This is a genomic window from Halopseudomonas laoshanensis, assembly GCF_008365385.1.
GTDB lineage: Bacteria > Pseudomonadota > Gammaproteobacteria > Pseudomonadales > Pseudomonadaceae > Halopseudomonas > Halopseudomonas laoshanensis.
Genome location: NZ_QOVF01000003.1, coordinates 160385 through 184504, shown reverse-complemented (window position 1 = coordinate 184504; position 24120 = coordinate 160385). Strand labels below are relative to the sequence as shown.

The 24120-nt window shown below is 59.2% G+C and carries 23 protein-coding genes; 11 read left to right on the top strand and 12 right to left on the bottom strand.

Annotated features, from left to right (window positions below):
* Positions 1–51 precede the first annotated feature (51 nt).
* Positions 52–1305, top strand: a complete 1254-nt coding sequence (locus tag DT594_RS11640) for a DUF2254 domain-containing protein (protein ID WP_149332829.1) — start codon at positions 52–54, stop codon at positions 1303–1305.
* Here DT594_RS11640 and DT594_RS11635 read toward each other — a convergent pair.
* Both DT594_RS11635 and DT594_RS11630 read right to left on the bottom strand, forming a co-directional pair.
* Positions 1296–2579 (bottom strand): MFS transporter, encoded by a 1284-nt coding sequence (locus tag DT594_RS11635; RefSeq protein WP_149332828.1) that lies wholly within the window; start codon positions 2577–2579, stop codon positions 1296–1298. The two genes, DT594_RS11640 and DT594_RS11635, sit on opposite strands and share 10 nt — an antisense overlap.
* A 37-nt stretch (positions 2580–2616) precedes the next feature.
* Positions 2617–3483, bottom strand: a complete 867-nt coding sequence (locus tag DT594_RS11630; RefSeq protein WP_149332827.1) for a YicC/YloC family endoribonuclease — start codon at positions 3481–3483, stop codon at positions 2617–2619.
* A 122-nt stretch (positions 3484–3605) separates the two neighbouring features.
* Here DT594_RS11630 and rph point away from each other — a divergent pair, with 122 nt between their 5' ends.
* Both rph and DT594_RS11620 read left to right on the top strand, forming a co-directional pair.
* Positions 3606–4328: a ribonuclease PH gene (rph, locus tag DT594_RS11625; protein ID WP_149332826.1), complete on the top strand. Its 723-nt coding sequence runs from the start codon at positions 3606–3608 to the stop codon at positions 4326–4328.
* A gap of 65 nt (positions 4329–4393) precedes the next feature.
* Complete coding sequence (locus DT594_RS11620; protein WP_149332825.1) at positions 4394–4771, top strand: DUF4870 domain-containing protein; 378 nt, start codon at positions 4394–4396, stop codon at positions 4769–4771.
* Between the two features lie 40 nt (positions 4772–4811).
* Here the strand turns inward: DT594_RS11620 and DT594_RS11615 are convergent, their stop codons facing one another.
* Positions 4812–5591 (bottom strand): exodeoxyribonuclease III, encoded by a 780-nt coding sequence (locus tag DT594_RS11615; protein ID WP_149332824.1) that lies wholly within the window; start codon positions 5589–5591, stop codon positions 4812–4814.
* Between the two features lie 71 nt (positions 5592–5662).
* On the opposite strand from DT594_RS11615, the gene pyrE reads away from it, so the two are divergent.
* Complete coding sequence (gene pyrE / locus DT594_RS11610; RefSeq protein WP_149332823.1) at positions 5663–6307, top strand: orotate phosphoribosyltransferase; 645 nt, start codon at positions 5663–5665, stop codon at positions 6305–6307.
* A gap of 75 nt (positions 6308–6382) precedes the next feature.
* A complete protein-coding gene (locus DT594_RS11605; protein WP_149332822.1) occupies positions 6383–6991 on the top strand; it encodes a DUF4124 domain-containing protein in 609 nt (202 codons plus the stop codon).
* A 60-nt stretch (positions 6992–7051) separates the two neighbouring features.
* On the opposite strand, the gene DT594_RS11600 is transcribed toward DT594_RS11605, so the two are convergent.
* The 5 genes from DT594_RS11600 to coaBC all read right to left on the bottom strand — a co-directional run bounded on the left by DT594_RS11600 (position 7052) and on the right by coaBC (position 12788).
* Complete coding sequence (locus DT594_RS11600; RefSeq protein WP_149332821.1) at positions 7052–7489, bottom strand: acyl-CoA thioesterase; 438 nt, start codon at positions 7487–7489, stop codon at positions 7052–7054.
* A 3-nt stretch (positions 7490–7492) separates the two neighbouring features.
* Positions 7493–8395 carry an acetylglutamate kinase gene (gene argB / locus DT594_RS11595; protein ID WP_096345606.1) on the bottom strand — a complete coding sequence of 301 codons (903 nt, stop codon included), beginning with the start codon at positions 8393–8395 and terminating at the stop codon, positions 7493–7495.
* 108 nt (positions 8396–8503) lie between these two features.
* Positions 8504–11023, bottom strand: a complete 2520-nt coding sequence (locus DT594_RS19150) for a phosphomannomutase/phosphoglucomutase (protein ID WP_425460543.1) — start codon at positions 11021–11023, stop codon at positions 8504–8506.
* Between the two features lie 36 nt (positions 11024–11059).
* Positions 11060–11515, bottom strand: coding sequence for a dUTP diphosphatase (dut, locus tag DT594_RS11585; RefSeq protein ID WP_149332820.1), 456 nt, complete (start codon positions 11513–11515; stop codon positions 11060–11062).
* Positions 11516–11549: 34 nt separating this feature from the next.
* Positions 11550–12788, bottom strand: a complete 1239-nt coding sequence (coaBC, locus tag DT594_RS11580) for a bifunctional phosphopantothenoylcysteine decarboxylase/phosphopantothenate--cysteine ligase CoaBC (protein ID WP_149332819.1) — start codon at positions 12786–12788, stop codon at positions 11550–11552.
* A gap of 178 nt (positions 12789–12966) precedes the next feature.
* Between coaBC and radC the strand changes: the two genes are divergently transcribed.
* The 3 genes from radC (at position 12967) to rpmG (ending at position 14229) form a co-directional block, all read left to right on the top strand.
* Entirely contained in the window at positions 12967–13641 is a 675-nt protein-coding gene (radC, locus tag DT594_RS11575) for a RadC family protein (protein WP_149332818.1), read from the top strand.
* Positions 13642–13825: 184 nt separating this feature from the next.
* Entirely contained in the window at positions 13826–14062 is a 237-nt protein-coding gene (gene rpmB, locus DT594_RS11570) for a 50S ribosomal protein L28 (protein WP_022960959.1), read from the top strand.
* Between the two features lie 11 nt (positions 14063–14073).
* A complete protein-coding gene (gene rpmG / locus DT594_RS11565) occupies positions 14074–14229 on the top strand; it encodes a 50S ribosomal protein L33 (RefSeq protein ID WP_022960960.1) in 156 nt (51 codons plus the stop codon).
* An 83-nt stretch (positions 14230–14312) separates the two neighbouring features.
* On the opposite strand, the gene DT594_RS11560 is transcribed toward rpmG, so the two are convergent.
* Complete coding sequence (locus DT594_RS11560) at positions 14313–15209, bottom strand: peptidoglycan DD-metalloendopeptidase family protein (protein ID WP_149332817.1); 897 nt, start codon at positions 15207–15209, stop codon at positions 14313–14315.
* 92 nt (positions 15210–15301) lie between these two features.
* On the bottom strand, positions 15302–16495 hold the full coding sequence (gene desA / locus DT594_RS11555) for a delta-9 fatty acid desaturase DesA (RefSeq protein WP_149332816.1): 1194 nt from the start codon (positions 16493–16495) through the stop codon (positions 15302–15304).
* A gap of 143 nt (positions 16496–16638) precedes the next feature.
* On the opposite strand from desA, the gene DT594_RS11550 reads away from it, so the two are divergent.
* On the top strand, positions 16639–18927 hold the full coding sequence (locus DT594_RS11550; RefSeq protein ID WP_149332815.1) for a sensor domain-containing protein: 2289 nt from the start codon (positions 16639–16641) through the stop codon (positions 18925–18927).
* Between the two features lie 97 nt (positions 18928–19024).
* Positions 19025–19549 (top strand): fasciclin domain-containing protein, encoded by a 525-nt coding sequence (locus DT594_RS11545; protein ID WP_218574509.1) that lies wholly within the window; start codon positions 19025–19027, stop codon positions 19547–19549.
* 76 nt (positions 19550–19625) lie between these two features.
* Here the strand turns inward: DT594_RS11545 and DT594_RS11540 are convergent, their stop codons facing one another.
* Positions 19626–20924: a mechanosensitive ion channel family protein gene (locus DT594_RS11540; RefSeq protein ID WP_178091512.1), complete on the bottom strand. Its 1299-nt coding sequence runs from the start codon at positions 20922–20924 to the stop codon at positions 19626–19628.
* Positions 20925–21063: 139 nt separating this feature from the next.
* On the opposite strand from DT594_RS11540, the gene DT594_RS11535 reads away from it, so the two are divergent.
* Positions 21064–21585 carry an ATP-dependent zinc protease family protein gene (locus DT594_RS11535; RefSeq protein ID WP_149332813.1) on the top strand — a complete coding sequence of 174 codons (522 nt, stop codon included), beginning with the start codon at positions 21064–21066 and terminating at the stop codon, positions 21583–21585.
* A 108-nt stretch (positions 21586–21693) separates the two neighbouring features.
* Here DT594_RS11535 and DT594_RS11530 read toward each other — a convergent pair whose 3' ends face one another.
* Complete coding sequence (locus DT594_RS11530; RefSeq protein WP_149332812.1) at positions 21694–24048, bottom strand: glucose/quinate/shikimate family membrane-bound PQQ-dependent dehydrogenase; 2355 nt, start codon at positions 24046–24048, stop codon at positions 21694–21696.
* Positions 24049–24120: the final 72 nt, after the last annotated feature.

Genomic DNA, 24120 nt, shown 5'->3' with positions numbered 1-24120 from the left:
GCTATTCTAGCGGGGCAAGGCGCTTGCGCCGTCCCTTTTCTGGAGTAATGCATGATTTCGAAATGGCAGTGGGTGCTGGCGCAATTGACCCGAATGCTTTGGGTGCGCGCCTCGCTGTTCGCCTTGCTGGCAGTGCTTGCGGCGCTGCTGGCGAGCGCCGCCGACCGGGTTATGCCCGAAGGTTTGCCGATCAGCATCGGCGGGGACTCGGTCGAGACCATCCTGCATATCCTCGCCTCCAGCATGCTGACGGTGACGACCTTTTCCCTGACAGTGATGGTCTCAGCCTATGCGGCCGCGACCACCAGCGTAACGCCGCGGGCCATTCGGCTGCTGATGCAGGACACCACCACGCAGAATGTGTTGGCCACCTTTCTCGGCTCATTTCTATTCAGCCTGGTCGGCATTATTGCCCTGAGTACCGAGATCTACGGCGAACGCGGGCGGATCGTGTTGTTCGCCTTCACCTTGCTGGTGATTCTGATGATCGTGATCACCATGTTGCGCTGGATCGATCATCTGTCTTCATTTGGTCGCGTTGGCGATACCACGGACCGGGTGGAGCAGGCGACGCTCAAGGCGCTGGTTGACCGTATCGACAACCCCTGTGTCGGCGGTCATCCCTGGCTGGATGGCAAGCTCCCGGAAGGCTGGGTTCCGCTGTATGCCGATAGTATTGGCTATGTACAGCATCTGGACGTTGAAGAGATATCGGATTGCGCTCAGGAACATGATCTGCAGGTGTATGTAAGCAGCTTGCCGGGCAGTTTTGTGCACGAGTCGCGGCCACTGGCGTGGGTCGATCCCCAGGCCGATAGCGCTCAGTTTGATACTCTGCGTGCCGCGTTTACCGTGGGCAAGACCCGCTCATTTGATCAGGACCCGCGCTTCGGACTGGCGGTGCTTGCCGAGATCGCTTCCCGCGCCCTGTCGCCATCCATGAATGACCCGGGCACGGCGATCGACGTAATCGGCCGGGCGGTGCGTATCCTCTCCCATTGGCCCGTCGACGCTGAAATTCACCAGAGCAAGGACGTGAGTTGCCAGCGTGTGTGGGTCCCGGCACTGCAGCTGGAGGAGTTGTTCGATGATATCTTCCCGCCTATCGCCCGCGACGGTGCCTCGCTGATCGAGGTGCAATTGCGCCTGCAGAAGGCCTTTCAGGCATTGGCGGAACGGGGCGGTCAGTTCCGCCCGGTAGCCGTGCGGCATGCTCAGGTGGCGTTCAGGCGCGCTGAAGCGGTGATGGTGCTGGATGACGATGTCGCCCTGCTACGCGAACTGGCTGGCAAGCTTCAAAGCTGAACAGGGCTTTCGGCGCGGCTTGCCGGTGAAGCATCTTCGAACCGATTGACCTGGCGCAAGGACTTGAAGCCCAGCGCCAGGCCGCTGACCACACCCAGTGTGCACAGGCTGCCGATCACCGCCGCCGGCACCACGCCAAACCAGGCGGCGCTGGTCCCGCCGCGGAAAACCCCGAGCTCGTTGGATGAGCCGATAAACAGCATGTTGACCGCATTCACCCGGCCGCGCATGGTATCCGGGGTAGAAAACTGGATGAGTGCCGAGCGAATGTACATGCTGACCATATCCGCGGCGCCGGCGACCATCAGCGCCCCAAAAGACAGCCAGAACAGCGTCGACAGCGCAAAGACCAGATTGGCGACGCCGAAAATGGCCACGGCAATAAACATGGTGCGGCCCACATTGCGGTTGAATGGCCGCGCACTCAGGTAAATGCCAACCATGATTTCGCCGATGGCCATGGCGCTGCGCAAGGCGCCCAGCCCCTCTGGCCCGACTTGCAGCACCTCCTTGGCATAAATCGGCAGCAGCGCGACCACGCCGCCGAGCAGCACGGCAAACAGGTCCAGGGAGATAGTGCCGAGAATGATCGGCCGCGAGCGGATAAAGCTGATACCAGCGGTAAAGCGTTTCCAGGCGGTGGCCTCCAGGATCTGCCGCTTTTCGGCGTAGAGCACCGGCACCCGCAGCAGTAGACCGAGACCCCCGAGAAAACAGCCGAGACAGACCGAATAGGTCAGCTCGCCGCCGCCCAGCGCAAACAGCACGCCCCCCATCACCGGCCCCAGAATGGTCGCGGCCCGCATGATCATGCTGTTGGTGGCGATCGCCTGGGCCAGATGATCACGCGGCACAATCTGCGGCAACAGGCTCTGCAATGAGGTGCCAATAAACGCCCGGGCGCTGCCGTAAAGCATCAGTGCCAGGTAAAACCAGTAGACGTCTTCAGCGTCTGTCACCGACAACCACCAGAGCGCAGCGCTGCACAGCGCAGCACCGCTCCAGGCCAGGGCCAGAATGCGCTTGCGGTCGAAGCGATCAATAAGATCGCCTGCGGGCATCAGCAGCAAAACCATGGGGACGAACTGAGCCAGACCGACATAGGCCAGCGACAACGGATCGTTGGTGATCTCGTAAACCTGCCAGGCCACGACAATGGCCTGAATCTGCATCGCAAACACCGCGATCAGACGGGCGATGACAAAGGGCAGAAAGCCCGGCTGGCGATAGACGTTTGGGCGGCTGAGGCTGGGGTCAGGGCTGTGGCTGGCCAAATGGACGCTCTAGTGGTTCAGGGGGTTGTTAGCCACATCATTCGATGTTCTGCACTTGCTCGCGCATCTGCTCGATATACACCTTCAGATCCACGGCAGCCTGAGTGCTGCGACTATCAATGGCTTTGGAGCCGAGGGTATTGGCTTCACGATTGAACTCCTGCATCAGAAAATCCAGTCGCCGGCCCATCGCCGCCTTGCCGCCGAGCACGTGGCGGGTTTCGGTAACATGGGTATCGAGCCGGTCCAGCTCTTCAGCAACGTCAATCTTCTGCGCCAGCAGTACCAGTTCCTGTTCGACCCGGGTACCGTCGAGCTCCAGGCGCGCCTCGTTGAAACGGTCGATCAGTTTCTGTCGGTGCGCTGCCAGCAGGCTGGGCATCATCTCGCGCAGAGTCTCGACCCGCTCGGAGATTGCCTCAAGCCGTTCTTCGAGCAGCTTTTTCAGCTCCGCACCTTCACGCGCGCGTTGGGTCTTGAGCTCGGCCACGGCCTGCTCGAACAGCTTGTTGGCCTGGGCCGTCATTTCCGCCTGGTGGTCCTGTGCGCCGCCCAGTACGCCGGGCCAAGCCAGCACTTCCAGCGGATTGATTGGCGCTGGGGTGTCCAATTGCTGGCTCACCTGTCTGGCGGCAGCAAGCAGCTGGCTGACCAGTGGCTGGTTCAGTTGCAGGCTGTCGACGCTCTGGTCGGCGGGGTTGAAGCGCAGGGTACATTCCAGTTTGCCGCGGGCGAACTCCTTGCGCAGACGCTCCCGCAGCGGGCCCTCCAGCTCACGAAAAGCCTCGGGCATACGCAAGCTCGGCTCCAGGTAGCGATGGTTGACCGAGCGGATTTCCCAGGCAAGGTTGCCCTGATCTGTGCTCAATTCGCAGCGCGAAAAGGCAGTCATGCTATACACCATCGGTGGGCCTCGTAGAGGGGAAACGGAAACGCATTGTACCCCTGCGCACTCTCAGGTGTCGCCCCGCCTGCTTGAGCCGTATAATCCCAGGCACACATACTTGCAGTACAAGGATTCAATAGATGAAACGTCCCAGTGGCCGCGAAGCCGATCAGATGCGTCAGGTGACCCTGACCCGACATTACACCAAGCATGCCGAAGGTTCGGTGCTGGTGGAGTTTGGTGATACCAAGGTGATCTGTACTGTCAGCGTCGAGGCCGGTGTACCGCGCTTCCTGCGCGGTTCTGGCCAAGGCTGGATTACCGCTGAATACGGCATGTTGCCGCGTTCGACTGGTGGCCGCATGCAGCGTGAAGCCAGCCGTGGCAAGCAGGGTGGGCGTACCCTGGAGATTCAACGGCTGATCGGTCGGTCACTGCGTGCCGCGGTCGACCTGAAAAGCCTCGGCGAAAATACCCTGTATATCGATTGTGACGTGATCCAGGCCGACGGTGGCACCCGTACCGCGTCCATCACCGGCGCCTGCGTGGCATTGGTCGACGCCTTACGGGTCATGAAACAGCGCGGCGCACTGAAGAAGATGCCCGCTGTACAGATGATTGCTGCGGTTTCCGTGGGCATCTATCAGGGCGAACCAGTGCTGGATCTGGACTACCTGGAAGATTCCGCCGCAGACACTGACCTCAACGTGGTCGTGACTGACAAAGGCGGCTTTATTGAAGTGCAGGGCACCGCCGAAGCTGCGCCGTTCAGCGCGGAAGAACTGAATGCTATGCTGGCATTGGCCAAGCAGGGTGTTGATCAGCTGTTTGCCTTGCAGCTTGCCGCGCTGGAAACCGAGTAACCGCGCCTGGCGCGGTTCGGTGACTCAGCTTATACAATGTCAGCCCATGATAGGGAGTTCAGGCAATGATCGATGAAGCTCAAACGGTAGTAGATGCCGGGTTGCCCGGTCCGGAAGCGCGTCAGTGGGCAATGTTTGCCCATCTCTCGGGCTTTCTGGGTTGCCTGATCCCCTTCGGCAGCCTGATTGGGCCGCTGTTGGTCTGGCAGCTGAAAAAGGATCAGGATCCCTTTATCGATGATCAGGGCAAGGAAGCGCTCAACTTCCAGATCAGCGTCGCGCTGGCGGGATTGCTCTGTGTACTGCTGATGGTCGTGGTAATCGGCTTTCTGCTGATCTGGGCGGTAATTATCGGGGCGGTAATCTTGATGATCATCGCCGCGATCAAGGCCAATGAGGGCAAGGCCTACCGCTATCCGTTCTGCTGGCGAATCATCAAGTAGCTACCAGCTCGCGCCGCGGGGCCGCGGCGCGAACAACGTCTCAGATACTCAACGTCCAGTCATAATCAATGATCACCGGTGCGTGCTGCGAAAAACGCGCGTCACGGGGGATTTGTGCATTGGTGACGAAACGGCGCAGGCCGGGGGTCAGGATCTGGTAATCGAAGCGCAAGCCCAGATTCAGGCTCTCGGCCTGCTCGCTATCCGGCCACCAGCTATACAGCTCAGCTTCGCGGGTCACTTCGCGCAGGGCATCGACATAGCCCAGATTGCCAAAAATCTCATCCATCCAGGCCCGTTCCGGGGCCATGAAGCCGGGCTCATTCTGGCAGTCGCGCCAGTTTTTTACGTCCAGCTTCAGGTGGGCGCTGAACAGCGAACCGCAGTAGATAAACTCGCGACGTTTCCGGCGCTGCTTGTTCAGGTAGCCGGTAAAGTCGTTCATGAACTTGAATTTCTGATTCAGGTCAGCGTCGCCATTGCGCCCGGACGGCAGCAACAGGCAGCCAATGCTGACCTTGTCAAAATCGGCCTGAATGTAGCGGCCGTAACGGTCGGCCAGCTCAAAATCCAGCCCCATGATGATCGCTTTGGGCGCGGTCTTGGTGTAGATCGCAACGCCGCCCTGGCTCGGGACTTCTGCTTCGAAGCAGTATTGCCAGTAGCCGTCGATCCAGTAGGGGTCCTGCTCAAGTTCGGGGGCGGTAACTCGGATGTCCTGCAGGCAAATCACATCAGCATCTTGTGTGCGCAGCCAGTCAAACAGACCTCGGGCGGCCGCCGCCTCGACGCCGTTGACATTCAGACTGATAATTCGCATACATGGCTCCCCAAAAATCGAACGTGTATGATAACCGAGCTTGAGGGGATTTTGTTAAGAAGAGGGTGGGGATGCACGAATATCAGCGGGAATTCATACGTTTTGCTCTGGACCGACAGGTATTGCGCTTTGGCGAATTCACGCTGAAATCCGGTCGCAAGAGCCCTTATTTCTTTAATGCCGGCCTGTTCAACACCGGCTCTGCGTTAGGGCGCCTGGGGCGTTTCTATGCCCAAGCCTTTGTGCACAGCGGGCTGGATGATATCGACGTGATTTTTGGGCCCGCTTATAAAGGCATCCCCTTAGCGGCCGTCACCGCGGTTTCTCTGGCTGAAAGTTTTGATCGCGATGTGCCATACTGCTTCAACAGAAAAGAAGCCAAGGACCATGGCGAGGGCGGCACGCTGGTAGGCGCGCCACTCAAAGGCCGGGTGCTGATCATCGACGATGTGATCACTGCGGGCACTGCCGTGCGAGAGGTGATGGAGATTATCAAGGCCGCTGGCGCCGAGCCCGCCGCCGTGATGATTGCCCTCAACCGCGAAGAGCGTGGCCAGGGCGAGCTGTCGGCAATTCAGGAGGTCGAGCGCGATTTCGGCATTCCGGTTGTCAGTATTGTTTCCCTGACCCAGGTTCTGGATTTTCTGCAAGAAGACGCCGATTTGCGGCATCACCTGCCAGCCGTGCAGGCGTACCGCGCTGAGTTCGGCATATAAGTCCCGGCAGCCCTGTCGCAGGTTGTCTGGTCGTACACTGGGAGCCATGGCTCCAAGGACAGGGGTGTTGATTTTATGCTGAGGTCGTTTTCCGGCGTGCTCGTCGGGCTGCTGATCAGTGTGGCTGCTTATGGTCAGCAGGCGCAGCTCTATCGCTACGTTGATGACAAGGGGGTCACCGTATTGGGCAATCGGGTGCCTCCCGAGTTTGTCAGCCGCGGCTACGAAGTGCTGGACAGCAACGGCCGCGTGCGCGAAGTCATTCCCGCTGCGCCAACCCCCGAAGAGCTCCAGGCCACCCGCGAGGCCAGGGAAGCACAGGCGCGTCAGCGCCAATCCGATACCACTCTGTTACGGCTGTACAGCAGTCAGGCGGATCTGGATCGCGCTCACGCACGCCAGTTGGCCCAGATCGAGAGCCTCATTCAGTCCGCTCGCGGTGAGATCGACGGAGTGCAGGATCGTCGCGAAGAATTGCAGCAACGGGCTGCGGTGCAGGAACGTGCTGGCCGCGAGATAGATGCACAGATTCTGCAGGAACTGGCGCATGCCGACGATGAAACCGAGCGTCTGGAGCGGTTGATTGAAGCCAAGCAGTTGGAAATAAAAGAAGTACGCGCCAGTTTTGTGCATCAGCGCGCACGTCTGGGTTACTTGCTGGGCGCCAGCGACAGCGATAGCTGATCACAGCTGAGCTGCCTCGCCTCAGTACTCTCTGCGCAAGCTCAACCACTCGGGCGCCGTTCAGGCGCCTTCGGGAAGCACTTTTTCGAATTCGCTGACTGCGCTACGAAAGCTGGCAGGAATCGGGCTCGGTCTGCGACTGCTCTGGTCGGCATGCACATAGACGATTTCGCCATTGACCAACAGCTCCTCAGCGCGATAAATCCCGATCAGAAACTGCATGCTCGAATTGCCCAGCCGAGCGATGCGCACATGCACATCCAGCAGCTCATCGAAGCGTGCGGGTGAGCGGTATTCCAGCAGGGTGCGCACGGCGAAGAAGTCGCTGCCATTCACGCCGGTTTCGCCGCTATAGGTCTGACCCATGGCGCGAAAATACTCGGTGATACCGACGTCGGCATAGGTCAGATAATGGCCGTTGAACACGATGCCTTGCATATCGGCCTCGGCCCAACGCACGCGCAGCGTGTGATGGAAGCGGAAGTCATCCAGTTGCATCGTTCAGTCCTGCTTCTGATTGGTAATCAGGGTGCCCACGCCGGTATCGGTGAAGATTTCCAGCAAGACAGCATTTGGCACCCGACCGTCGACGATGATCGCGCTGCTGACGCCGCCCTGCACCGCATCCAGTGCGCAGCGGATCTTCGGCAGCATGCCGCCATAGATGGTGCCGTCGGCGATCAGTGCGTCGACCTGAGCGGTAGTGAGCCCGGTGAGCACATTGCCGGCCTTGTCCATCAACCCGGCGATGTTGGTGAGTAGCATCAGTTTCTCTGCCTGCAGCGCTTCGGCAACCTTGCCCGCCACGAGATCAGCATTGATGTTGTATGAGGCGCCATCGCTGCCCACCCCAATGGGTGCAATTACCGGGATGTAGTCATCGCAGACCAGGCTATTGATCAGCTTGGTATTGATCTCCACGACTTCGCCTACGTGGCCGATGTCGATGATCTCCGGCTTGTCCATGCCGGGGGTGTTGCGCGTGACCTTGAGCTGACGCGCCTTGATCAGGCCCGCGTCCTTGCCGGTGAGTCCGATTGCGCTACCACCGTGCTGGTTGATCAGGTTGACGATGTCCTTGTTCACCAGGCCGCCGAGAACCATTTCCACCACGTCCATGGTCTGGGTGTCGGTAACGCGCATCCCTTCAATGAACTGGCTTTCAATATTCAGACGCTTGAGCAGATCGCCGATCTGCGGCCCGCCGCCATGCACTACCACCGGATTGATGCCGACGGTTTTCATCAGCACGATGTCGCGGGCGAAGCTGTTTTTCAGCTCGTCGCTTTCCATCGCGTTTCCGCCGTATTTGATCACAATGGTCTTGCCGGTAAAGCGTTGGATATAGGGCAGAGCTTCGGTAAGAACCCGGGAAACCTGGGTGGCGGCGTCACGACTCAACATGGTGGGTCTCATTCTCCTATCGATAAGATATTCAGTCCGGGATGCCGGGCATCACCGCTACGCAAAGCAAGGCCCGCCGCTGTATGACAGGGGCGGGCCGGTAATTGTTCAGAATGTTGGCTGTATATCGCTGGCGACCAGCGCCAGCTGCTCGCGGAACAGTTGCTGGATCCGCTCGAGTTCTTCGGCTTGATCGGCCTCGAAGCGCAGTACCAGCATTGGCGTGGTGTTGGAAGCACGTACCAGACCCCAGCCTGAGGGATAGTCGACGCGGATCCCGTCCAGCGTGGAGACCTTGCCGGTGCCCCATTGCGCCTGCTTTTTCAACGCCTCGATGATCTCGAACTTGCGCGCTTCGCCCACGCTCAGGTTGATCTCGGGGGTCACCAGGCCAACCGGGTACTTGTCGAAGATATCGGCGCTCTCGTCACTGTTGTGCGTCAGAATGGACATCAGCTCCAGCAGACGGCAGGCGCTGTACAGGCCATCATCGAAGCCGAACCAGCGCTCCTTGAAGAAGATGTGCCCGCTCATCTCGCCGCCGAGCATCGCGCCGGTTTCAATCATCTTGGCCTTGATCAGCGAATGGCCGGATTTCCACATCACCGGCCGGCCGCCCATGCGGCTGATCAGCATCGGCAAGCGCCGTGAGCACTTGATGTCAAAGACGATGTCGGCGCCGGGATGACGGGTGACGATATCTTCGGAAAACAGCATCATCAGGCGATCGGCATAGATCATCTCGCCCTTGGCGGTGACCACGCCGAGGCGGTCAGCATCGCCGTCCAGGGCTATGCCGACATCGGCGCCCTGACGGGCTACCTCGGCGATCAGGTCCTGCAGGTTTTCCAGCTTGCCTGGGTCCGGATGATGGTTAGGGAAGTTACCGTCCACCTCGCAATACAGTGGCGTCACTTCGCAGCCCAGGCTTTCGATCAATTGCTGGGCGATCACACCGCCGACGCCGTTGCCGCAATCAATGACCACCTTCAACGGGCGTACCAACACCACATCTTCGGTGATCTGACGACGATAGGCGTCCAACAGATCCAGTTGCCTGCGGCTGCCGGCACCTTCGTGCAGATCGTTTTCGCGCAGCCGCCGGTGCAGATCGCTGATGCGCTTTTCAGAGAGAGTTTCGCCAGCAATAACGATCTTCAAGCCGTTATAGTCGGCCGGATTGTGGCTGCCGGTGAGCATCACGCCGGAGGTGGCTTCACTAGTGTGGGTGCCGTAGTAGAGCACCGGGGTTGGCACCATGCCCAGATCGGTAACATGACAGCCGCTATCCATCAGGCCGCGAATCAGTTGCTCGCTAAGTGCCGGTCCGGAGAGCCGGCCATCCCGGGCGACCGCGACCTTGGCTTCATCCGCAGCGATGGATTCGCTACCGATAGCTCTGCCCAGCCAGTAAACGGCCTCTTCGGTAAGGGTTTTACCCACTACGCCGCGGATGTCATAGGCGCGGAAAATTTCGGCGGGGATGTCAGGAATGGCTGGGCCGGCAGGCTGCTCGCCCGACATGCCGAAGGCGTCGTCGTCACTGTCGACGATGTCGATGTCGAGTATGTCGCGGCGGGCAAGAGGCTGGTTGTCAGGCACTTCCTGACGCACCGGCTTGGAGGGCTTCCTGCCGGCATTCTCGCGCTCCGGGCTGGGGCCCAGGGTGCGACCATTGCCACTGGCCAGTTGCATGATGCTCTGGCCCACGGGCACTAACGGACCGAGCTGCAAGCCGGCGGCCTTGTGCCCATAGGTGAGCTGCGTCAGCACCTCGGCATCCGCGTTCAGCCTCGAGGTCCAGCTGCGCTGTAACTGCCACAGACCGATCATCAGGCCAAACAGAGCCAGTAGAACCGCTGCGAGCAACAGTAGCGGATTGACCAGGCCGGCGCTGAGCGCGGGGCCAGCCATGAACTGGATACTCCAGGCCGGATTGACGCTGGTGATCGACACCGGTTCGCCAAAGCCGCTGCCCGCCTGATATAGAGTTTGTGTCGTGGCGCCGGGAAAGGTCTGAGTCAGGGTAATCTGGCCACTGTCTTCAGGGAGGGCGGGGAGGGCGGAAGTAAGCCGCTGCAGTTCGAAAACGGCGATCAGCGTGCCACCGATGGGCGCGTTCTCTGAAGCGCGCAGGGGCTTGACCGCATACAGGCGCCACTGGCCGTCCACCGGATGCACTTCCATGGGCACCGGCATGTTGCGTTCGGCACGCCGAATCATGTCCAGGGCGGCAAAGCTGAGCGGCGCATCCTGCGCATCGGTCACTTCAGCACGGCCGACGGCGTTGGTGTAAATCGCCAGATTGCCGGCCAGGTTGTAACGCAGCAAGCGCTGCATGCTGGCGCTGCCGCCTTGCTGCAGCGCGACCTGCAACTGCGGATTGGCGGCCAGCCGGCTGAGGTCGGCATCCAGTTGACGAATGCTCTGGTTCAGCGCGCCGGCCTGTTGTGTCGCATAGGCGCTGGTCATGTCTGTGCGGTAGCGTTCACTGCCCATGCCGAACAGCGCGATCCAGATCGGAATCGCCGCCAAAGCCAAGCCTATCAGTGCCAGCAGCAACGGCGTCAAAGTACTGGGCAGGGTTGATCCTGCTTTGGCCGTCTTTTGTTTTTTTAGTTTGATCACTGCGTACCGCCTCCCTGCCCACTGCGTCGTGAATGGTTAATGGCTGCCAGTATGGCCGAATCCGCCAGCGCCCCGCTGACTGTTATCGAAGCTGTCGACGATGTCCAGCTTTGCTTGCAGCACCGGCACCAGAATCAGCTGAGCGATGCGTTCGCCGGGCTCTATGGTGAAAGCGTTGTGGCTGCGATTCCAGCAGGAGACCATCAGTTGGCCCTGGTAATCGGAGTCAATCAGGCCAACCAGATTGCCCAGTACTATCCCGTGTTTATGGCCCATGCCGGAGCGCGGCAGAATCATCGCAGCCAGGCCCGGATCGGCAATGTGGATGGCCAGTCCGGTGGGCAGCAGTTGAGTCTGGCCAGGCTCAAGTGTCAGCGGCTCATCCAGCATGGCGCGCAGGTCCAGCCCGGCGGAGCCTTCGGTGGCGTAATGCGGCAAAGGCCACTGCTGACCCAGACGCGGGTCCATTACCTTGGCTTGAAGTGTGTGCATGCGGCTTCCTTATGAAGTCTGGATCATGAAATCGTCAGTCACGGGTCTGAGAAGAGGGCTGCCGGGCAAGCTGCTCGGCTATAAAGGCAATGATCTGCCGGGCCAGCTTCTGTTTGCTGGCGTGCGGCAGGCTGTGCTGTTGCAGCGACCGGTCAATCAGAGTCACGGCATTGTCATCGCTGTTAAAACCAATGCCCGGTTGGCTGACGTCATTGGCGATGATCAGATCAAGATTCTTGCGCTGCAGTTTGCCCTGGGCGTAGCTGAGCACCTCATTGGTTTCAGCGGCGAAGCCGACGCACCAGGGACGTGCCTGGCCTGCTGGAGGCGAGGAGAGCGTGGCGAGAATATCCGGATTGCGTACCAGGCTCAGCGTCATGCCGTCTCCTGAATGCGGATCTTTCTTCAACTTGCTGTCGGCGCAGTGTGCAGGGCGGTAGTCGGCTACCGCCGCAGAGGCAATGAATACATCGGCGGGCAGGGCGTTCTGGCAGGCGTGGAGCATATCTTCAGCGCTGACCACGTCCACCCGTTGCACTCGTGGCGGGGTCGGCAGGTTCACCGGTCCGGCGACCAGGGTGACCCGCGCACCGGCTTCGGCGGCCGCTTCAGCCAGCGCAAAGCCCATTTTTCCGGAACTGTGATTGGAGATGTAGCGTACCGGGTCGATGGCCTCGCGTGTGGGGCCGGCGTTGATCAGCAGATGCAGGCCGGCGAGGCTGCCGCGCTCAAAACAGCCAGCGACCTTCATGGCAATATCCGTCGGTTCGAGCATGCGGCCGGGGCCGACATCGCCACAGGCTTGTTCGCCGGCTCCAGGCCCGAAGACGCTGACGCCGCGTTGCAGCAGGGTATCGAGGTTGGCCTGGGTCGCCGCATCGCGCCACATAGCCTGGTTCATCGCGGGTGCCAGGGCGATTGGCGCATCAGTAGCCAGTACCAGTGTGGTCAGCAGATCATCGCCACGGCCCTGGGCCAGGCGGGCCATCAGGTCGGCAGTGGCAGGCGCGATCAGCACCACATCAGCCCAGCGCGCAAGTTCGATATGACCCATGGCCGCCTCGGCAGCCGGATCGAGCAGATCACCATGCACGGGGTGCCCCGACAACGCCTGCAGTGTCAGCGGAGTAATGAACTCGCGCGCGGCCTGGGTCATGACCACCCGTACCTCGGCGCCGGCATCACGCAGCCGGCGAATCAGTTCCGCGCTTTTATAGGCGGCAATGCCGCCGCTGACGCCGAGAAGAACCCGTTTGTTGACCAACCGCTGCATGCTTGACTCCTGAGCTACGCCGAACTATGGCGAACACATTCCAGCCCAGTGATACTAGCACAAGGCCGCTATTTGGCTGCGCAGGCGGGTATCGACCCGCTTGTCGTCAGCTTTTATACTGCGCACATATTACACCGCACGAACAGGAAGTACGTGCCTGACTAGCAGGGAAATGCGCATGCCTATTACCGACTGGCCGCTCGCAGAACGTCCGCGGGAAAAACTCATAAAGCAGGGCGCCGCTGCGCTGTCGGATGCCGAATTGCTCGCGATCTTTCTCCGCACGGGTATTCCCGGTCGCAGCGCGGTGGACCTGGCGCGGGACCTGCTCAGCAGTTTCGGCAGCCTGCGTGCCCTGGTGCAAGCGGATATGCCCGACTTTTGCACGCATCCCGGGCTTGGTCCGGCCAAATATGTGCAGTTGCAGGCGGTGATGGAAATGGCCCGCCGGCATCTGTTCGAGGAACTCAAGCGCGGCACGGCGCTAACCTCGCCCGGTGCAGTGCGCCAATACCTGCGTAGCCGCATGGCGCATCTGCCGCATGAAGTCTTCGCCTGTCTGTTTCTGGATAACCAGCACCGTGTCATCGCGTTCGAAGAGCTGTTCCAGGGCACGCTCGATAGTGCCAGCGTTTACCCACGCGAAGTGGTCAAGCGCGCCTTGGCACTGAACGCTGCTGCGGTGATTCTTACGCATAACCACCCGTCGGGTGTGGCCGAGCCGAGTCAGGCTGATCAGATGCTTACACGGCGCCTGAAAGAAGCGCTGGGGCTGGTGGATATACGCGTGCTTGACCACTTGGTGGTGGGTGATGGGGATCCGGTTTCCTTTGCTGAACGGGGCCTGCTATAAAGTAGAAATAATCAAAAGTCGTTGCTTGCAGGGCCTGCTTTTGATATAAAGCTCCGCTCTTCTCGGGGCTGCGCCTGCACAGATGCATTTGCAGGTCGGCATAAAGGCTTGCCCCGGCTGGAAAACACATTTTTTATGGCTTCCAACCAGTTCGGGTTGGGCAAGTGGTTGGAGAGGGTTAACCATGTCTCGAGTATGTCAGGTGACCGGTAAAGGTCCAGTGACTGGGAACAACGTTTCCCACGCTAACAACAGAACCAAGCGTCGTTTTCTGCCTAACCTGCAGCATCATCGTTTTTGGGTAGAGTCAGAGAAGCGTTTTGTGCGTCTGCGCACGTCCACCAAGGGTATGCGTATTATTGACAAGCGCGGCATTGATGTCGTCCTGTCTGAAATGCGCGCCCGTGGCGAAAAAGTTTAAGGAGCAGTTCCATGCGTGAATTAATTCGTCTGATTTCTTCTGCCGGTACTGGTCACTTCTACACTACCGATAAGAACAAGCGTACTACGCCCGATAAGATCGAAATCAAGAAGTTCGATCCCGTCGTTCGCAAGCACGTGATGTACAAGGAAGGCAAGATCAAATAAGGTCTGCCTCCCACAACAAAAAACCCGCTTCGGCGGGTTTTTTGTTGTCTGGATTTTGCTTGGTATTGGTTGCCAGTCGGCTCTTAAGGCTCGCCGCCCACTGCAAAGTTGGGCAGCCGGTCCACGGCCTGGGTGAAAGCGAAGGGAATGGAGATGGTATCCAGCCCTACATTCTTCTGCACCACGAAATGCAGGTGCGGACCGGTACTGTTACCGGTATTGCCGGACTTGCCCAGTGGCGTACCGACATTCACACGCTGGCCTTCCTGCACCACCACCGAGCGGTGTTTGAGATGCAGGTACACACTCATGGTGCCGTCATCATGCAGCAACCTTACAAAGTTACCTGAGGGGTTGGTACCGCGGCCAGACTGGTTGTTTTCGGTTTTCACCACCACACCGGGGCGCGAAGCCACAATCGGCGTGCCTTCCGGCATGGCGATATCAATGGCGTAGCGGCCCTTGGCCCCGGTATGGCTATAACCGCCGCCCGGGCCCTGGGTCACGCGGAAAGGACCACCCTGCCAAGGCAAGGGGTAATCCTTCAACGCATGTTTAGCACGTGGGTCACCTACGGCGTGCCGCAGCTTGTAGCTGTAGCTGGGCGGCCCGGCACCGACTTCGGGAGCCAGGGTCAGCAGGCGCATCTGCTGGCGTGGTTGCAAAATCCAGCGCACCGGTTTGGCCGGTACGCCGATCAGATTTTTTGCCGACTCAATGCTCAGCTCAACTTCCACTGGCGCATACAGATCGTTATGCACCACCAGGGTTTCGCCGCCGGCATGCTTGTCGGTGGTGACGTAAACGTCTTTATCGAAGGTTTCGACCATGGCATCGCGAAACACGAATATCTCGGCGCCCTTGGTTTCCTTGTCGGTGTAGGTCACTACACCATTGCTGTCGACATATTTATAGATGGTCGATGCCAGCAGCACAGGGCTTGCCAGCAGCAAAGCCAGGCCGGTGAAGAAGGTCCGCATCCTTTGCAACCTCACATAATGCGTGTTGGCGAAAAACCCGAGTCTATCCTGTTGTGCGCGTGGTGGCGACACGCACAACAGGGCGCTGTGGATCAGCGTGCCATGCCCGGCGCAGGTTGCAGGGAATAGGTCCGCAGCGTCGCAGCAAAATCCTGCAGCGCCTTGATCCCACTGGTTTCTGCCTGGTGACACCATTCACGCAAAGCCTGCAGCATATCGTGGCCATTGGCACTGGTGCGCCCCCAGATCTGCTGTAGCGCCAGACGCTTCTCGTAGATCACTTTCAGTGCCTGACTCTCAGCCAGTACACGCTGCAGTTTTTCTTCATTCTGGCTGTCCATCAAACTGCTTTCGCGGCTGAGCAGGCGCTTGGCGCGACGAAACAGGTGGCGGACCGATTCATCAACCCGATGCATTTCCTGCTGCACCAGCGGTTTGATCACCAACTTGCGATACTGGGCCATGATCTGAAAGCGATTATTCAAGATCGCCATCGCGGTATCCATGTCCAGCGTCTGCTTGCCTTCGACCTGGTGCGCGATGGGCGCGGTACGCCGCACCTTGGCCAGCCCCAGCAGGCTGAACAGGCGGATCCACAACCAACCCATATCGAATTCCCACTTCTTCACCGACAGCTTGGCGGAGTTCGGGTAGGTGTGATGATTGTTATGCAGTTCTTCGCCGCCAATCAGAATGCCCCAGGGCATGATATTGGTCGCGGCGTCCTTGCATTCAAAGTTACGGTAGCCCAGCGCGTGGCCCAGTCCATTGATCACGCCTGCGGCCATCACCGGGATCCACATCATCTGCACAGCCCAGACAGTCAGGCCGAGCACGCCGAATAGCGCCAGATCAATGAACGCCAGCAGGGTCACGCCAGCAATCGGAAAGCGGCTGTAGAGATTGCGCTCGATCCAATCATCCGGGCAGTTCTTGCCATAGATACGCAGGGTTTCTTCGTTCTTGGCCTCTTCCATATACAGCTCGGCGCCTTTGCGCAGCACGGTGGACAGGCCTTTATGCACCGGGCTATGTGGGTCTTCCGGTGTTTCACATTTGGCGTGATGTTTACGATGGATGGCGGTCCACTCGCGGGTATTCATGCTGGTTGTAAGCCACAACCAGAAACGGAAAAAGTGCTGCAGCGCGGGGTGTAGCTCGAGCGCACGGTGGGCCGAGTAACGGTGCAGATAAACAGTGACGCTGACGATGGTGATATGCGTCAGAACCAGAGTCACGGCCAGGATTTGCCAGCCGTTGAGTTGCAGTAAACCTTGATACCACATAGGGGTTCTATTCCTCTTTCAGCATTTCCGGAAAAACACCGGAATTTCGATTATGGACCAGGACACAGCGAAATGACACGCCCGTCAGACAATCGGCGGGTGCTATATTGCTAACGAAGCCTGAATACAATACTGAGTAATGCATGACATCCAGCCGCAGTGCCTGGCACATCAGCCTTATATATATGGTAGTCGCTACCCTGTGGATTCTGTTCAGTGACAAGGTGTTGCTGTGGATGGGTGTGGAAGTCATCACCCAGCAGCGCTTGCAGACGATTAAAGGGCTGGTGTTCGTTGTCGTTACCGGCGCGCTGCTATTTTATTCAACGCGCCATCATCTGCGCGGCCGGCAGCAGCAGGAGCAGGCGCTGCGTCACAGCGAAGAACGTTTTGACCTGGCATTGCTGGGCTCCAACGACGGCGTCTGGGATTGGGATATGGTCTCCGGTGAGCTGTACTTTTCCGATCGCTGCAAGCTGATTCTTGGTCACCCGCCCGAGTTCAACATGAATCAACAGGACACCTGGCTGAAGCATCTGCATCCGGAAGATCGCCTGTCACTGCAGGCGGAGCTGCGCCGGCATATAAGGGGCGAAACCGAGCGTCTGGATCATGTGCACCGGATCCGCCGGCGCGATGGGTTTTACGCCTGGGTCCAGGCGCGCGGCCAGGCGGTGCGCAACGCGCAGGGCAGAGCAATCCGCATGGTCGGCATCGTTTGCGATGTGACCCAGCAGAAACTGGATAACGAGCGCCTGCAGCAGGCCGCGGTGGTGTTCGACAGTACCAATGAAGGCGTCGTGGTCAGCGATAGCCGTAATCGTATTACCAACGTCAATAACGCCTTCTGCCGTATTACCGGTTATACCCACGATGAGGTGGTCGGGCAGAAGCCCGGGTTGCTGAAATCCGGTTGGCATGACGAGCTGTTCTATCGGGAAATGTGGGAAACCTTGGCCCATACGGGTAGCTGGCAGGGCGAAATCTGGAACCGGCGCAAGGATGGCGAGATATACCCGCAATGGCAGGCCATCAATACCGTAAAGGACAGCAGCGGCAAGCTCACGCATTACGTAGCGGTATTCTCGGATATATCCGTGCTCAAGCAGTCGCGTCAGGAGATCGACTTTCTCGCGCACCATGATCCGCTCACACGGTTGCCGAATCGACTATTGCTGACCGAGCGGCTGACCAATGCCCTGGTGCGCGCCAAGCGCCGTGAGCACCGGCTAGGCCTGATCTTTATTGATCTGGACCGCTTCAAGACGGTTAACGATAGTCTCGGGCATACCGCCGGCGATGAACTGCTGCGCCAGGCGGCCAAACGCATGTCGCGTCTGTGTCGCGAAGAAGACACGCTAGCCCGTCTGGGGGGTGATGAGTTTGTCATGCTGGTGGAAAATCTTGCCGAGACTGACGACATCACGCCCATCGCGCAACGCTTGCAACGCGGCTTTGCCCGACCCTTCGACATCAACGGGCAACTCATTCACCTGAGCGCCAGCCTAGGGATGAGCATCTTCCCCGAAGACGGACAGGAAGGTGGCGAGCTGCTGACCAATGCCGATGCCGCGGTTACCCAAGCCAAGCAGAATGGCCGCAATACCTACGCTTTTTACACCCAGGCGCTGACCAACAATGCCCGCCTGCAGATGTCCCTGCAGGCGGACCTGCACCGGGCGATCAAGCTGCATCAACTGCAGGTGTTCTACCAGCCGCAGATCGACATGCACAGTGGGCGCGTCATCGCTCTTGAGGCGCTGGTGCGTTGGCAGCATCCGCAGCGAGGCCTGATACCTCCGGCGGAGTTTCTGCCGGTGGCTCAGCATGTCGGCTTGTTGATACCAATTGATGAATACGTGCTGCAGCAGGCCTGTCTGCAAATGCGTCAGTGGCTGGATGCGGGGTATCCGCTGACCTGCGTGGCGGTGAACATGTCCGGCTCCACGCTGGAACGTGGCGATGTGGTTAGCAACGTTAAAAAGGCGCTCGCGGGCGCCAATCTCCCCGCCGCACACCTGGAATTGGAATTGACTGAAAGCGAAATCATGCAACAGGACGATCGCTGTATAGATACTCTCGATGCCCTGCGTGGCATGGGAGTCCGGCTATCGATTGACGATTTCGGCACCGGCTATTCTTCGCTGCTCAGGCTCAAGCGCCTGCCGGTCGATACCTTGAAGATTGATCGCGGTTTTATTAACGACTTGCCGGGTTCGGCAAACGACAGCGCCATATCCCGGGCCATCATTGCCTTGGGCCAGAGTTTGCAAATGTCTATCGTCGCCGAGGGTATCGAGACTCAGGCACAGCACGACCTGCTCCGAGAGATGAAGTGCGATGTCGGGCAGGGCTATCTGTACAGCAAGCCACAGGATGTAACGACGATCACCGCCTATCTGCTCGACCACTTCAGCGCTGAGTTGAAATAGCCAAGGTGTGTAACATGGATTGTACATTGCGGAATTTATTGTACAGGTACTGTACAAAGATAGTGCAACTCACATAACACCCTCCTTGGAGAATACTATGTTTGCACTGACTCAAAACTTCACCCAACGCGCTCGCTACACCCTGCTGGCCATGTTCAGCGCCAGCATGTTGATAGCAGCTCCCGCTTATGCGGATCACCATGGCGACAAGAAAGCCGCGGCGGACATCGTGGATACTGCGGTAGCAGCTGGCAGCTTCGAAACCCTGGTCACGGCAGTACAAGCGGCTGACCTGGTGGACACGCTGAAAGGCGACGGCCCGTTCACCGTATTTGCGCCTACTGACGAGGCTTTTGCCAAGATCCCTCAGGCCGACCTGGAGGCCCTGTTGGCCGATAAGAAAAAACTGACGGAAGTACTCACCTACCACGTGGTGCCAGGCAAGGTGATGGCAGCCGACGTGATCAGCATGACCAGCGCTGAAACGGTGCAGGGCGGTATGCTGACGATTGATGCTTCTGACGGCGTGAAGGTCAATGACGCTACTGTTACTGATACGGACATCAAAGCCAGCAATGGTGTGATCCATGTGATCGACACAGTATTGATGCCGGGTATGTAAGTACGCGGTTGCATTACAGCGGGGCAGACTTTGGTCTGCCCTTTTTTATGGGCAGGGCTTTATGAGAACGGCGTGCTCACTTCAACAAATTCTCCTCATCCGAGGTGCGCAGTTCCTCCGCCACTTGCTTGTCTATGCTCAGATCGGTCGCGGTATCCATGGCGCTCGAGTGGGAGGCCGGCGCAGGATTGTTTGTGATCGCGGATGGAGGTGAAACAGACTGTGCATCATTGTCCAGCAGCACCCGGTAGGTCGCTAAAGGTGCGACTATCGCCGCCTGGTCGAAAGCCAGCTTCACGATGCGAATCGCTTCGCTGCGGGACTTGTGAAAATCACTCTCGCGTTGATCAATCCAGGCCAGAAAGCGCAGTTGCGCTGCGCTGTCACCCAGCTCCATGATCAGGCCCTGGGGTTCCGGATCATCGAGTACACCAGGGATGCCGCGAAGCGCGTCGAGCCCCAATTGGCGAGCCTGGGCCAGGTCGTGAGGGCTGGGGATGCTGATATTGAACTCAAAGCGGCGCAGCGGGTTGCGGGTGAAATTGGTCATTGCTGAGGTGATGATGACGCTGTTGGGGATGCGCAGATGGTTGCCGTCGCGGGTCATCAATACCGTATCCCGCGAGGTCAGACGCATGACCTTGCCGTTGAATGCGCCGACCTCCACCTGGTCGCCGATGCTGAAGGGATTGCGGGCGCTGAGCAGGATGCCTGCCAGGTAGTTCTCAACGATATTGCGAAAGGCAAAGCCCACGGCAATGCCGGCTACGCCGGCGATACCCAGAATGGCGCCTACCAATGCTGTGGCGTCCATGACCTCCAGAGCGATTAACACGCCTACAGCGGTGATCACCAGGCGAACAATCCGCTTGCCGAGGTTGGAAGCCAGCTCGGACAGGCCGATTCGTCGCAGCCATGCGTCGTGGTTGCCGGCCCAGCGACCGAGCAGCGCGAAGACGATAAAGATCGCCAGCGCCATCAGGCCCACCGGAAGCGTCTGCAATGCGCTGGCGCTCATGTCCCTGAAGCGGCGCGTTAACGGCTGAACGCGCGCTGAAATGTTCACATCATCTTCCAGGCGATTCTGAACGTAGACCACGCCTTCAACTCGACGGGCAATGTCGTCGATATCCCGAGCGACGCGCAGATTGCTGACATTGCCGCTCAGCGTGACCACGCCGGCACTGACCTGAATCTGAATGGCATCCAGGCCGTCAATCGCGCCGAGGACCTGGGTCAGGCGCTGCTGGATGGCCTCGTCCTGGGGGGCGTCGATGACGCGTATTTCCGCATCCAGATTAGCTCCTTGCTGACTCTGCGCCAGGGGCATCCAACTTAGCAGCAGGGCTAGGGTGAAGAGCAGTCGCTTGGTCATCATCAGACTCTTGACGGTTAAGTGATGGCATTGGAGCAAGTAGCTGGGCAGTTTAGAGCAAGAGCGCGGCGTCGCCTATTGGAACGAAAATCATCAAGTGTCAGTCACACATAGCGAATTGTTCTCAAAGAGGTTATTCATGCGACTGAAAATGCTGACACTGTGCTCTGCTTTGCTAATGACCTGTGGTGCTGCGATGGCCAACCAGCCAAACGTTTATGGGCTGAGTGAAAAGGCCTTGCTGCCGGAATTGGATCTGGAAGTACCTGCCAAGCTGGATACCGGTGCGGTTACCGCATCGCTCAGCGCCCAGAACATCAAGCTGTTCAAGCGTGATGGCGAGGATTGGGTGCGTTTCGAACTGGCGGTTGAGGGTGAGCAGGAAGGTAAAGAGCTGGAGCTGCCGGTAGTGCGCATCAGCCAGATCAAGCGCCGCGCAGCGGACATACCAGAAGGCGAAAGCAAGGATTATACGTCCCGGCCGGTGATCGAAATGGCCGTGTGCATGGGTGGTGTGAAAGAGAATATTGAGGTCAATCTGACTGACCGGACCTCGTTTTCCTACCCTTTACTGATCGGTTCGACTGCGTTACAGCAGTTTGATGCGATGGTTGATCCGAGCCTGGAATATTCTGCCGGCAACCCGGAATGTACATCATAGCGCTTGAGTCATAGCCGCTAAGGCTTTGTGAACAACGGTCGCCGTAGCACTGTCGTGCTCGGCGGCCGTTGTTGTTTCTGCTGCAGTTGCCCGCTTATTCCTCGGACCTTATTCCTCGGAACCCAGCTTGTACGCGAGTACATAGTCGCCAATGGTGGTGCCTACCGAACCATGTCCGCCGGCTACCAGTACTACCATCTGCTCGCCCTGGCTATTCAGATAGGTCATCGGCGTAGCCTGGCCGCCCGCGGGTATGCGCTGCTCCCAGAGCTGCTCACCGTCGGTAAGACGATAAGCGCGGAAGTAGTTGTCTACGCTCGCCGCCAGAAAGGCCACGCCACCCCGGGTGATGATCGGACCGCCGATGCCGGGCACACCCATCTTGATCTTCAGGGGCAATGGAGTCATATCCTGGACGGTGCCGTTCTTGTGTTTCCAGTGAGTTTCACCGGTACGCAAATCAGCGCCTGCCACGTAGCCCCACGGCGGTTGCTGGCAAGGAATGCCCAGCGGCGACAGGAAGGGGCTCAGCTCCACTGCGTACTCGGCACCGGCGTTCTCGTTAAGGCCCTGCTCGCCGGAATTGGTCGCGCCTTCTAGGTCTTTGCCCTCTTCCTTGGCGACCAGCTTTGATGTGAACGCCAGGTACAGTGGCATGCCGAACATGACCTGACGCTCGGGATCAACGGCAATGCTGCCCCAGTTGAACACGCCGAAGTTGCCCGGATATACCAGTGTGCCCTGCTCGGAGGGCGGTGTGTAACGACCCTCGTAATGCAGCGACTCGAACTGGATACGGCAGATCATCTGATCCACCAGGGTGGCGCCCCACATGTCTGCGGAGCGCAGCGGTTCAGGGGCAAAACTCAGCGCTGACACCGGCTGGGTCGGCGCAGTCCAGTCGCCTTCAATGGCGCCTTGCGGCGCAGGTACTTCGCTGATCGGCAATAGCGGCTCACCGGTTTCCCGGTTCAGCACGTACACATCGCCCTGTTTGGTCGGCACTACCAGGCCCGGCTGCAGCCCCTGTTCGGTCTGAATATCGACCAGGCTGGGCTGCGCCGGCGTGTCCATGTCCCACAGGTCGTGGTGGACGAACTGCTGCACCCATTGCGCCTGCCCGGTTTCCAGGCTCAGGGCCACCACGGAGCTGGCGTACTTTTCCTCTTCGGGAGTGCGGTACATGCCCAACTGGTCGGGGGTACGGTTACCCATGGGGAAATAGATCAGCCCCAGCTCCTCATCCGCGCTGGCAACGGCCCAGCTGTTGGGCGAGCTGGTGGCGTAGGTGTCACCTTCGGCGATCGGCGCGGTGTCTTCGGGGTTGGCTGAATCCCAGTTCCAGCGCAACTCGCCAGTGCGGGCGTCGTAAGCACGGATCACGCCGGAGGGAGCATTGATGTCGTAATTGTCATTCACCGCACCGGCGACCACGATCAGGCCGGCCGCGACCACAGGAGGCGATGTGGAGTAGTAGAAGCCGTCCTGGGTGTGGGGCATGTTGTGCATCAGATCGAGCACGCCGTTATCGGCAAAGTTGCTGCAACGGGCGCCTGTTTGCGGATCTACCGCGATCAGTCGTGCGTCCGAGGTAGGCATGTACAGCTGCGCATCACAGCGGATCGCAGCCAGGTCTTGGGCTGGCTCCGAGGCAGGCACGCTGGCGGTAGTGCTGGTGCGCTCCGCTGCAGGTGCCAGATAGGACACGCCGCGACAGGTCTGATGCTGGCGCTGGCTTTCGGCAGGTACCTTGGCGTCATACACCCAGAGTTCTTCGCCGGAGTCTGCATCCAGTGCTACCAGCCAGTTATGCGGTGTGCACAGAAACAGACTATTACCGATTTTCAGCGGGGTAGCCTGGTAGGTTGTTTCGGTCACATCTTCAGGGCCCTTCAGGTCGCCGGTCTGGTATTCCCAGGCCAGCTCCAGCTCGGCCACGTTGTCTGGCGTGATCTGCTCCAGCGGGGAATAGCGTTGGCCATAATTGCTGCGGCCATAGCTTGGCCAGTCGTTCTGATTCGCTGCCAGACCCAGCTCAGGATCGGTAACCACGGAGTCTGTCGTCAGTTCGCCTTCAATACGGTGGGCATCATTGAACAGGCTGCCGAGCAGCACCAACCCAGTCACCGCCCAAACGCCGAACAAGACCAGCGCCGGTGCCCGGCTTGCCTGCCTGGCCGGCCACAATAGCGGAATGGCGAGCAGCAATAGCACGCCTAGCCGGGTTGCCAGCGGCCACCAGTCGTATCCACTCTCCCACAGAGCCCATACCGCTGTACTGGCGAGTAACAAGGCGTAGATCAGTTGCGCTGCCGTGCGGCGCGAGCGCAGCAACATGGCCACCGCCAACAGGGCTGCGCCCGCGATAGCGTAATAGACGCTGCCCCCTAATGCGGCCAGCCAGAGACCTCCGGCCAGTAACGCTAAGCCGAGCAATGCAAAAATCAGTAAGAGGACAATCATCTATTGGCGCCTTGTTCCATGGTCTTTTTAAATCCGCTTGGGCTACGCACAAGGCGGAGCCAGCGTGCTGAG

Bases quoted from the DNA above. Each gene is read 5' to 3' on its own strand.
- radC (WP_149332818.1), top strand. From the start codon at position 12,967: ATGCCTATTACCGACTGGCCGCTCGCAGAACGTCCGCGGGAAAAACTC.
- argB (WP_096345606.1), bottom strand. From the start codon at position 8,395: ATGTTGAGTCGTGACGCCGCCACCCAGGTTTCCCGGGTTCTTACCGAA.
- coaBC (WP_149332819.1), bottom strand. From the start codon at position 12,788: ATGCAGCGGTTGGTCAACAAACGGGTTCTTCTCGGCGTCAGCGGCGGC.
- dut (WP_149332820.1), bottom strand. From the start codon at position 11,515: ATGCACACACTTCAAGCCAAGGTAATGGACCCGCGTCTGGGTCAGCAG.
- pyrE (WP_149332823.1), top strand. From the start codon at position 5,663: ATGCACGAATATCAGCGGGAATTCATACGTTTTGCTCTGGACCGACAG.
- DT594_RS11560 (WP_149332817.1), bottom strand. From the start codon at position 15,209: ATGCGGACCTTCTTCACCGGCCTGGCTTTGCTGCTGGCAAGCCCTGTG.
- DT594_RS11545 (WP_218574509.1), top strand. From the start codon at position 19,025: ATGTTTGCACTGACTCAAAACTTCACCCAACGCGCTCGCTACACCCTG.
- DT594_RS11640 (WP_149332829.1), top strand. From the start codon at position 52: ATGATTTCGAAATGGCAGTGGGTGCTGGCGCAATTGACCCGAATGCTT.
- DT594_RS11530 (WP_149332812.1), bottom strand. From the start codon at position 24,048: ATGATTGTCCTCTTACTGATTTTTGCATTGCTCGGCTTAGCGTTACTG.
- DT594_RS11600 (WP_149332821.1), bottom strand. From the start codon at position 7,489: ATGCAACTGGATGACTTCCGCTTCCATCACACGCTGCGCGTGCGTTGG.
- DT594_RS11630 (WP_149332827.1), bottom strand. From the start codon at position 3,483: ATGGTGTATAGCATGACTGCCTTTTCGCGCTGCGAATTGAGCACAGAT.
- rph (WP_149332826.1), top strand. From the start codon at position 3,606: ATGAAACGTCCCAGTGGCCGCGAAGCCGATCAGATGCGTCAGGTGACC.
- DT594_RS11605 (WP_149332822.1), top strand. From the start codon at position 6,383: ATGCTGAGGTCGTTTTCCGGCGTGCTCGTCGGGCTGCTGATCAGTGTG.
- DT594_RS11620 (WP_149332825.1), top strand. From the start codon at position 4,394: ATGATCGATGAAGCTCAAACGGTAGTAGATGCCGGGTTGCCCGGTCCG.
- rpmB (WP_022960959.1), top strand. From the start codon at position 13,826: ATGTCTCGAGTATGTCAGGTGACCGGTAAAGGTCCAGTGACTGGGAAC.
- DT594_RS11540 (WP_178091512.1), bottom strand. From the start codon at position 20,924: ATGACCAAGCGACTGCTCTTCACCCTAGCCCTGCTGCTAAGTTGGATG.
- desA (WP_149332816.1), bottom strand. From the start codon at position 16,495: ATGTGGTATCAAGGTTTACTGCAACTCAACGGCTGGCAAATCCTGGCC.
- rpmG (WP_022960960.1), top strand. From the start codon at position 14,074: ATGCGTGAATTAATTCGTCTGATTTCTTCTGCCGGTACTGGTCACTTC.
- DT594_RS11535 (WP_149332813.1), top strand. From the start codon at position 21,064: ATGCGACTGAAAATGCTGACACTGTGCTCTGCTTTGCTAATGACCTGT.
- DT594_RS11550 (WP_149332815.1), top strand. From the start codon at position 16,639: ATGACATCCAGCCGCAGTGCCTGGCACATCAGCCTTATATATATGGTA.
- DT594_RS11615 (WP_149332824.1), bottom strand. From the start codon at position 5,591: ATGCGAATTATCAGTCTGAATGTCAACGGCGTCGAGGCGGCGGCCGCC.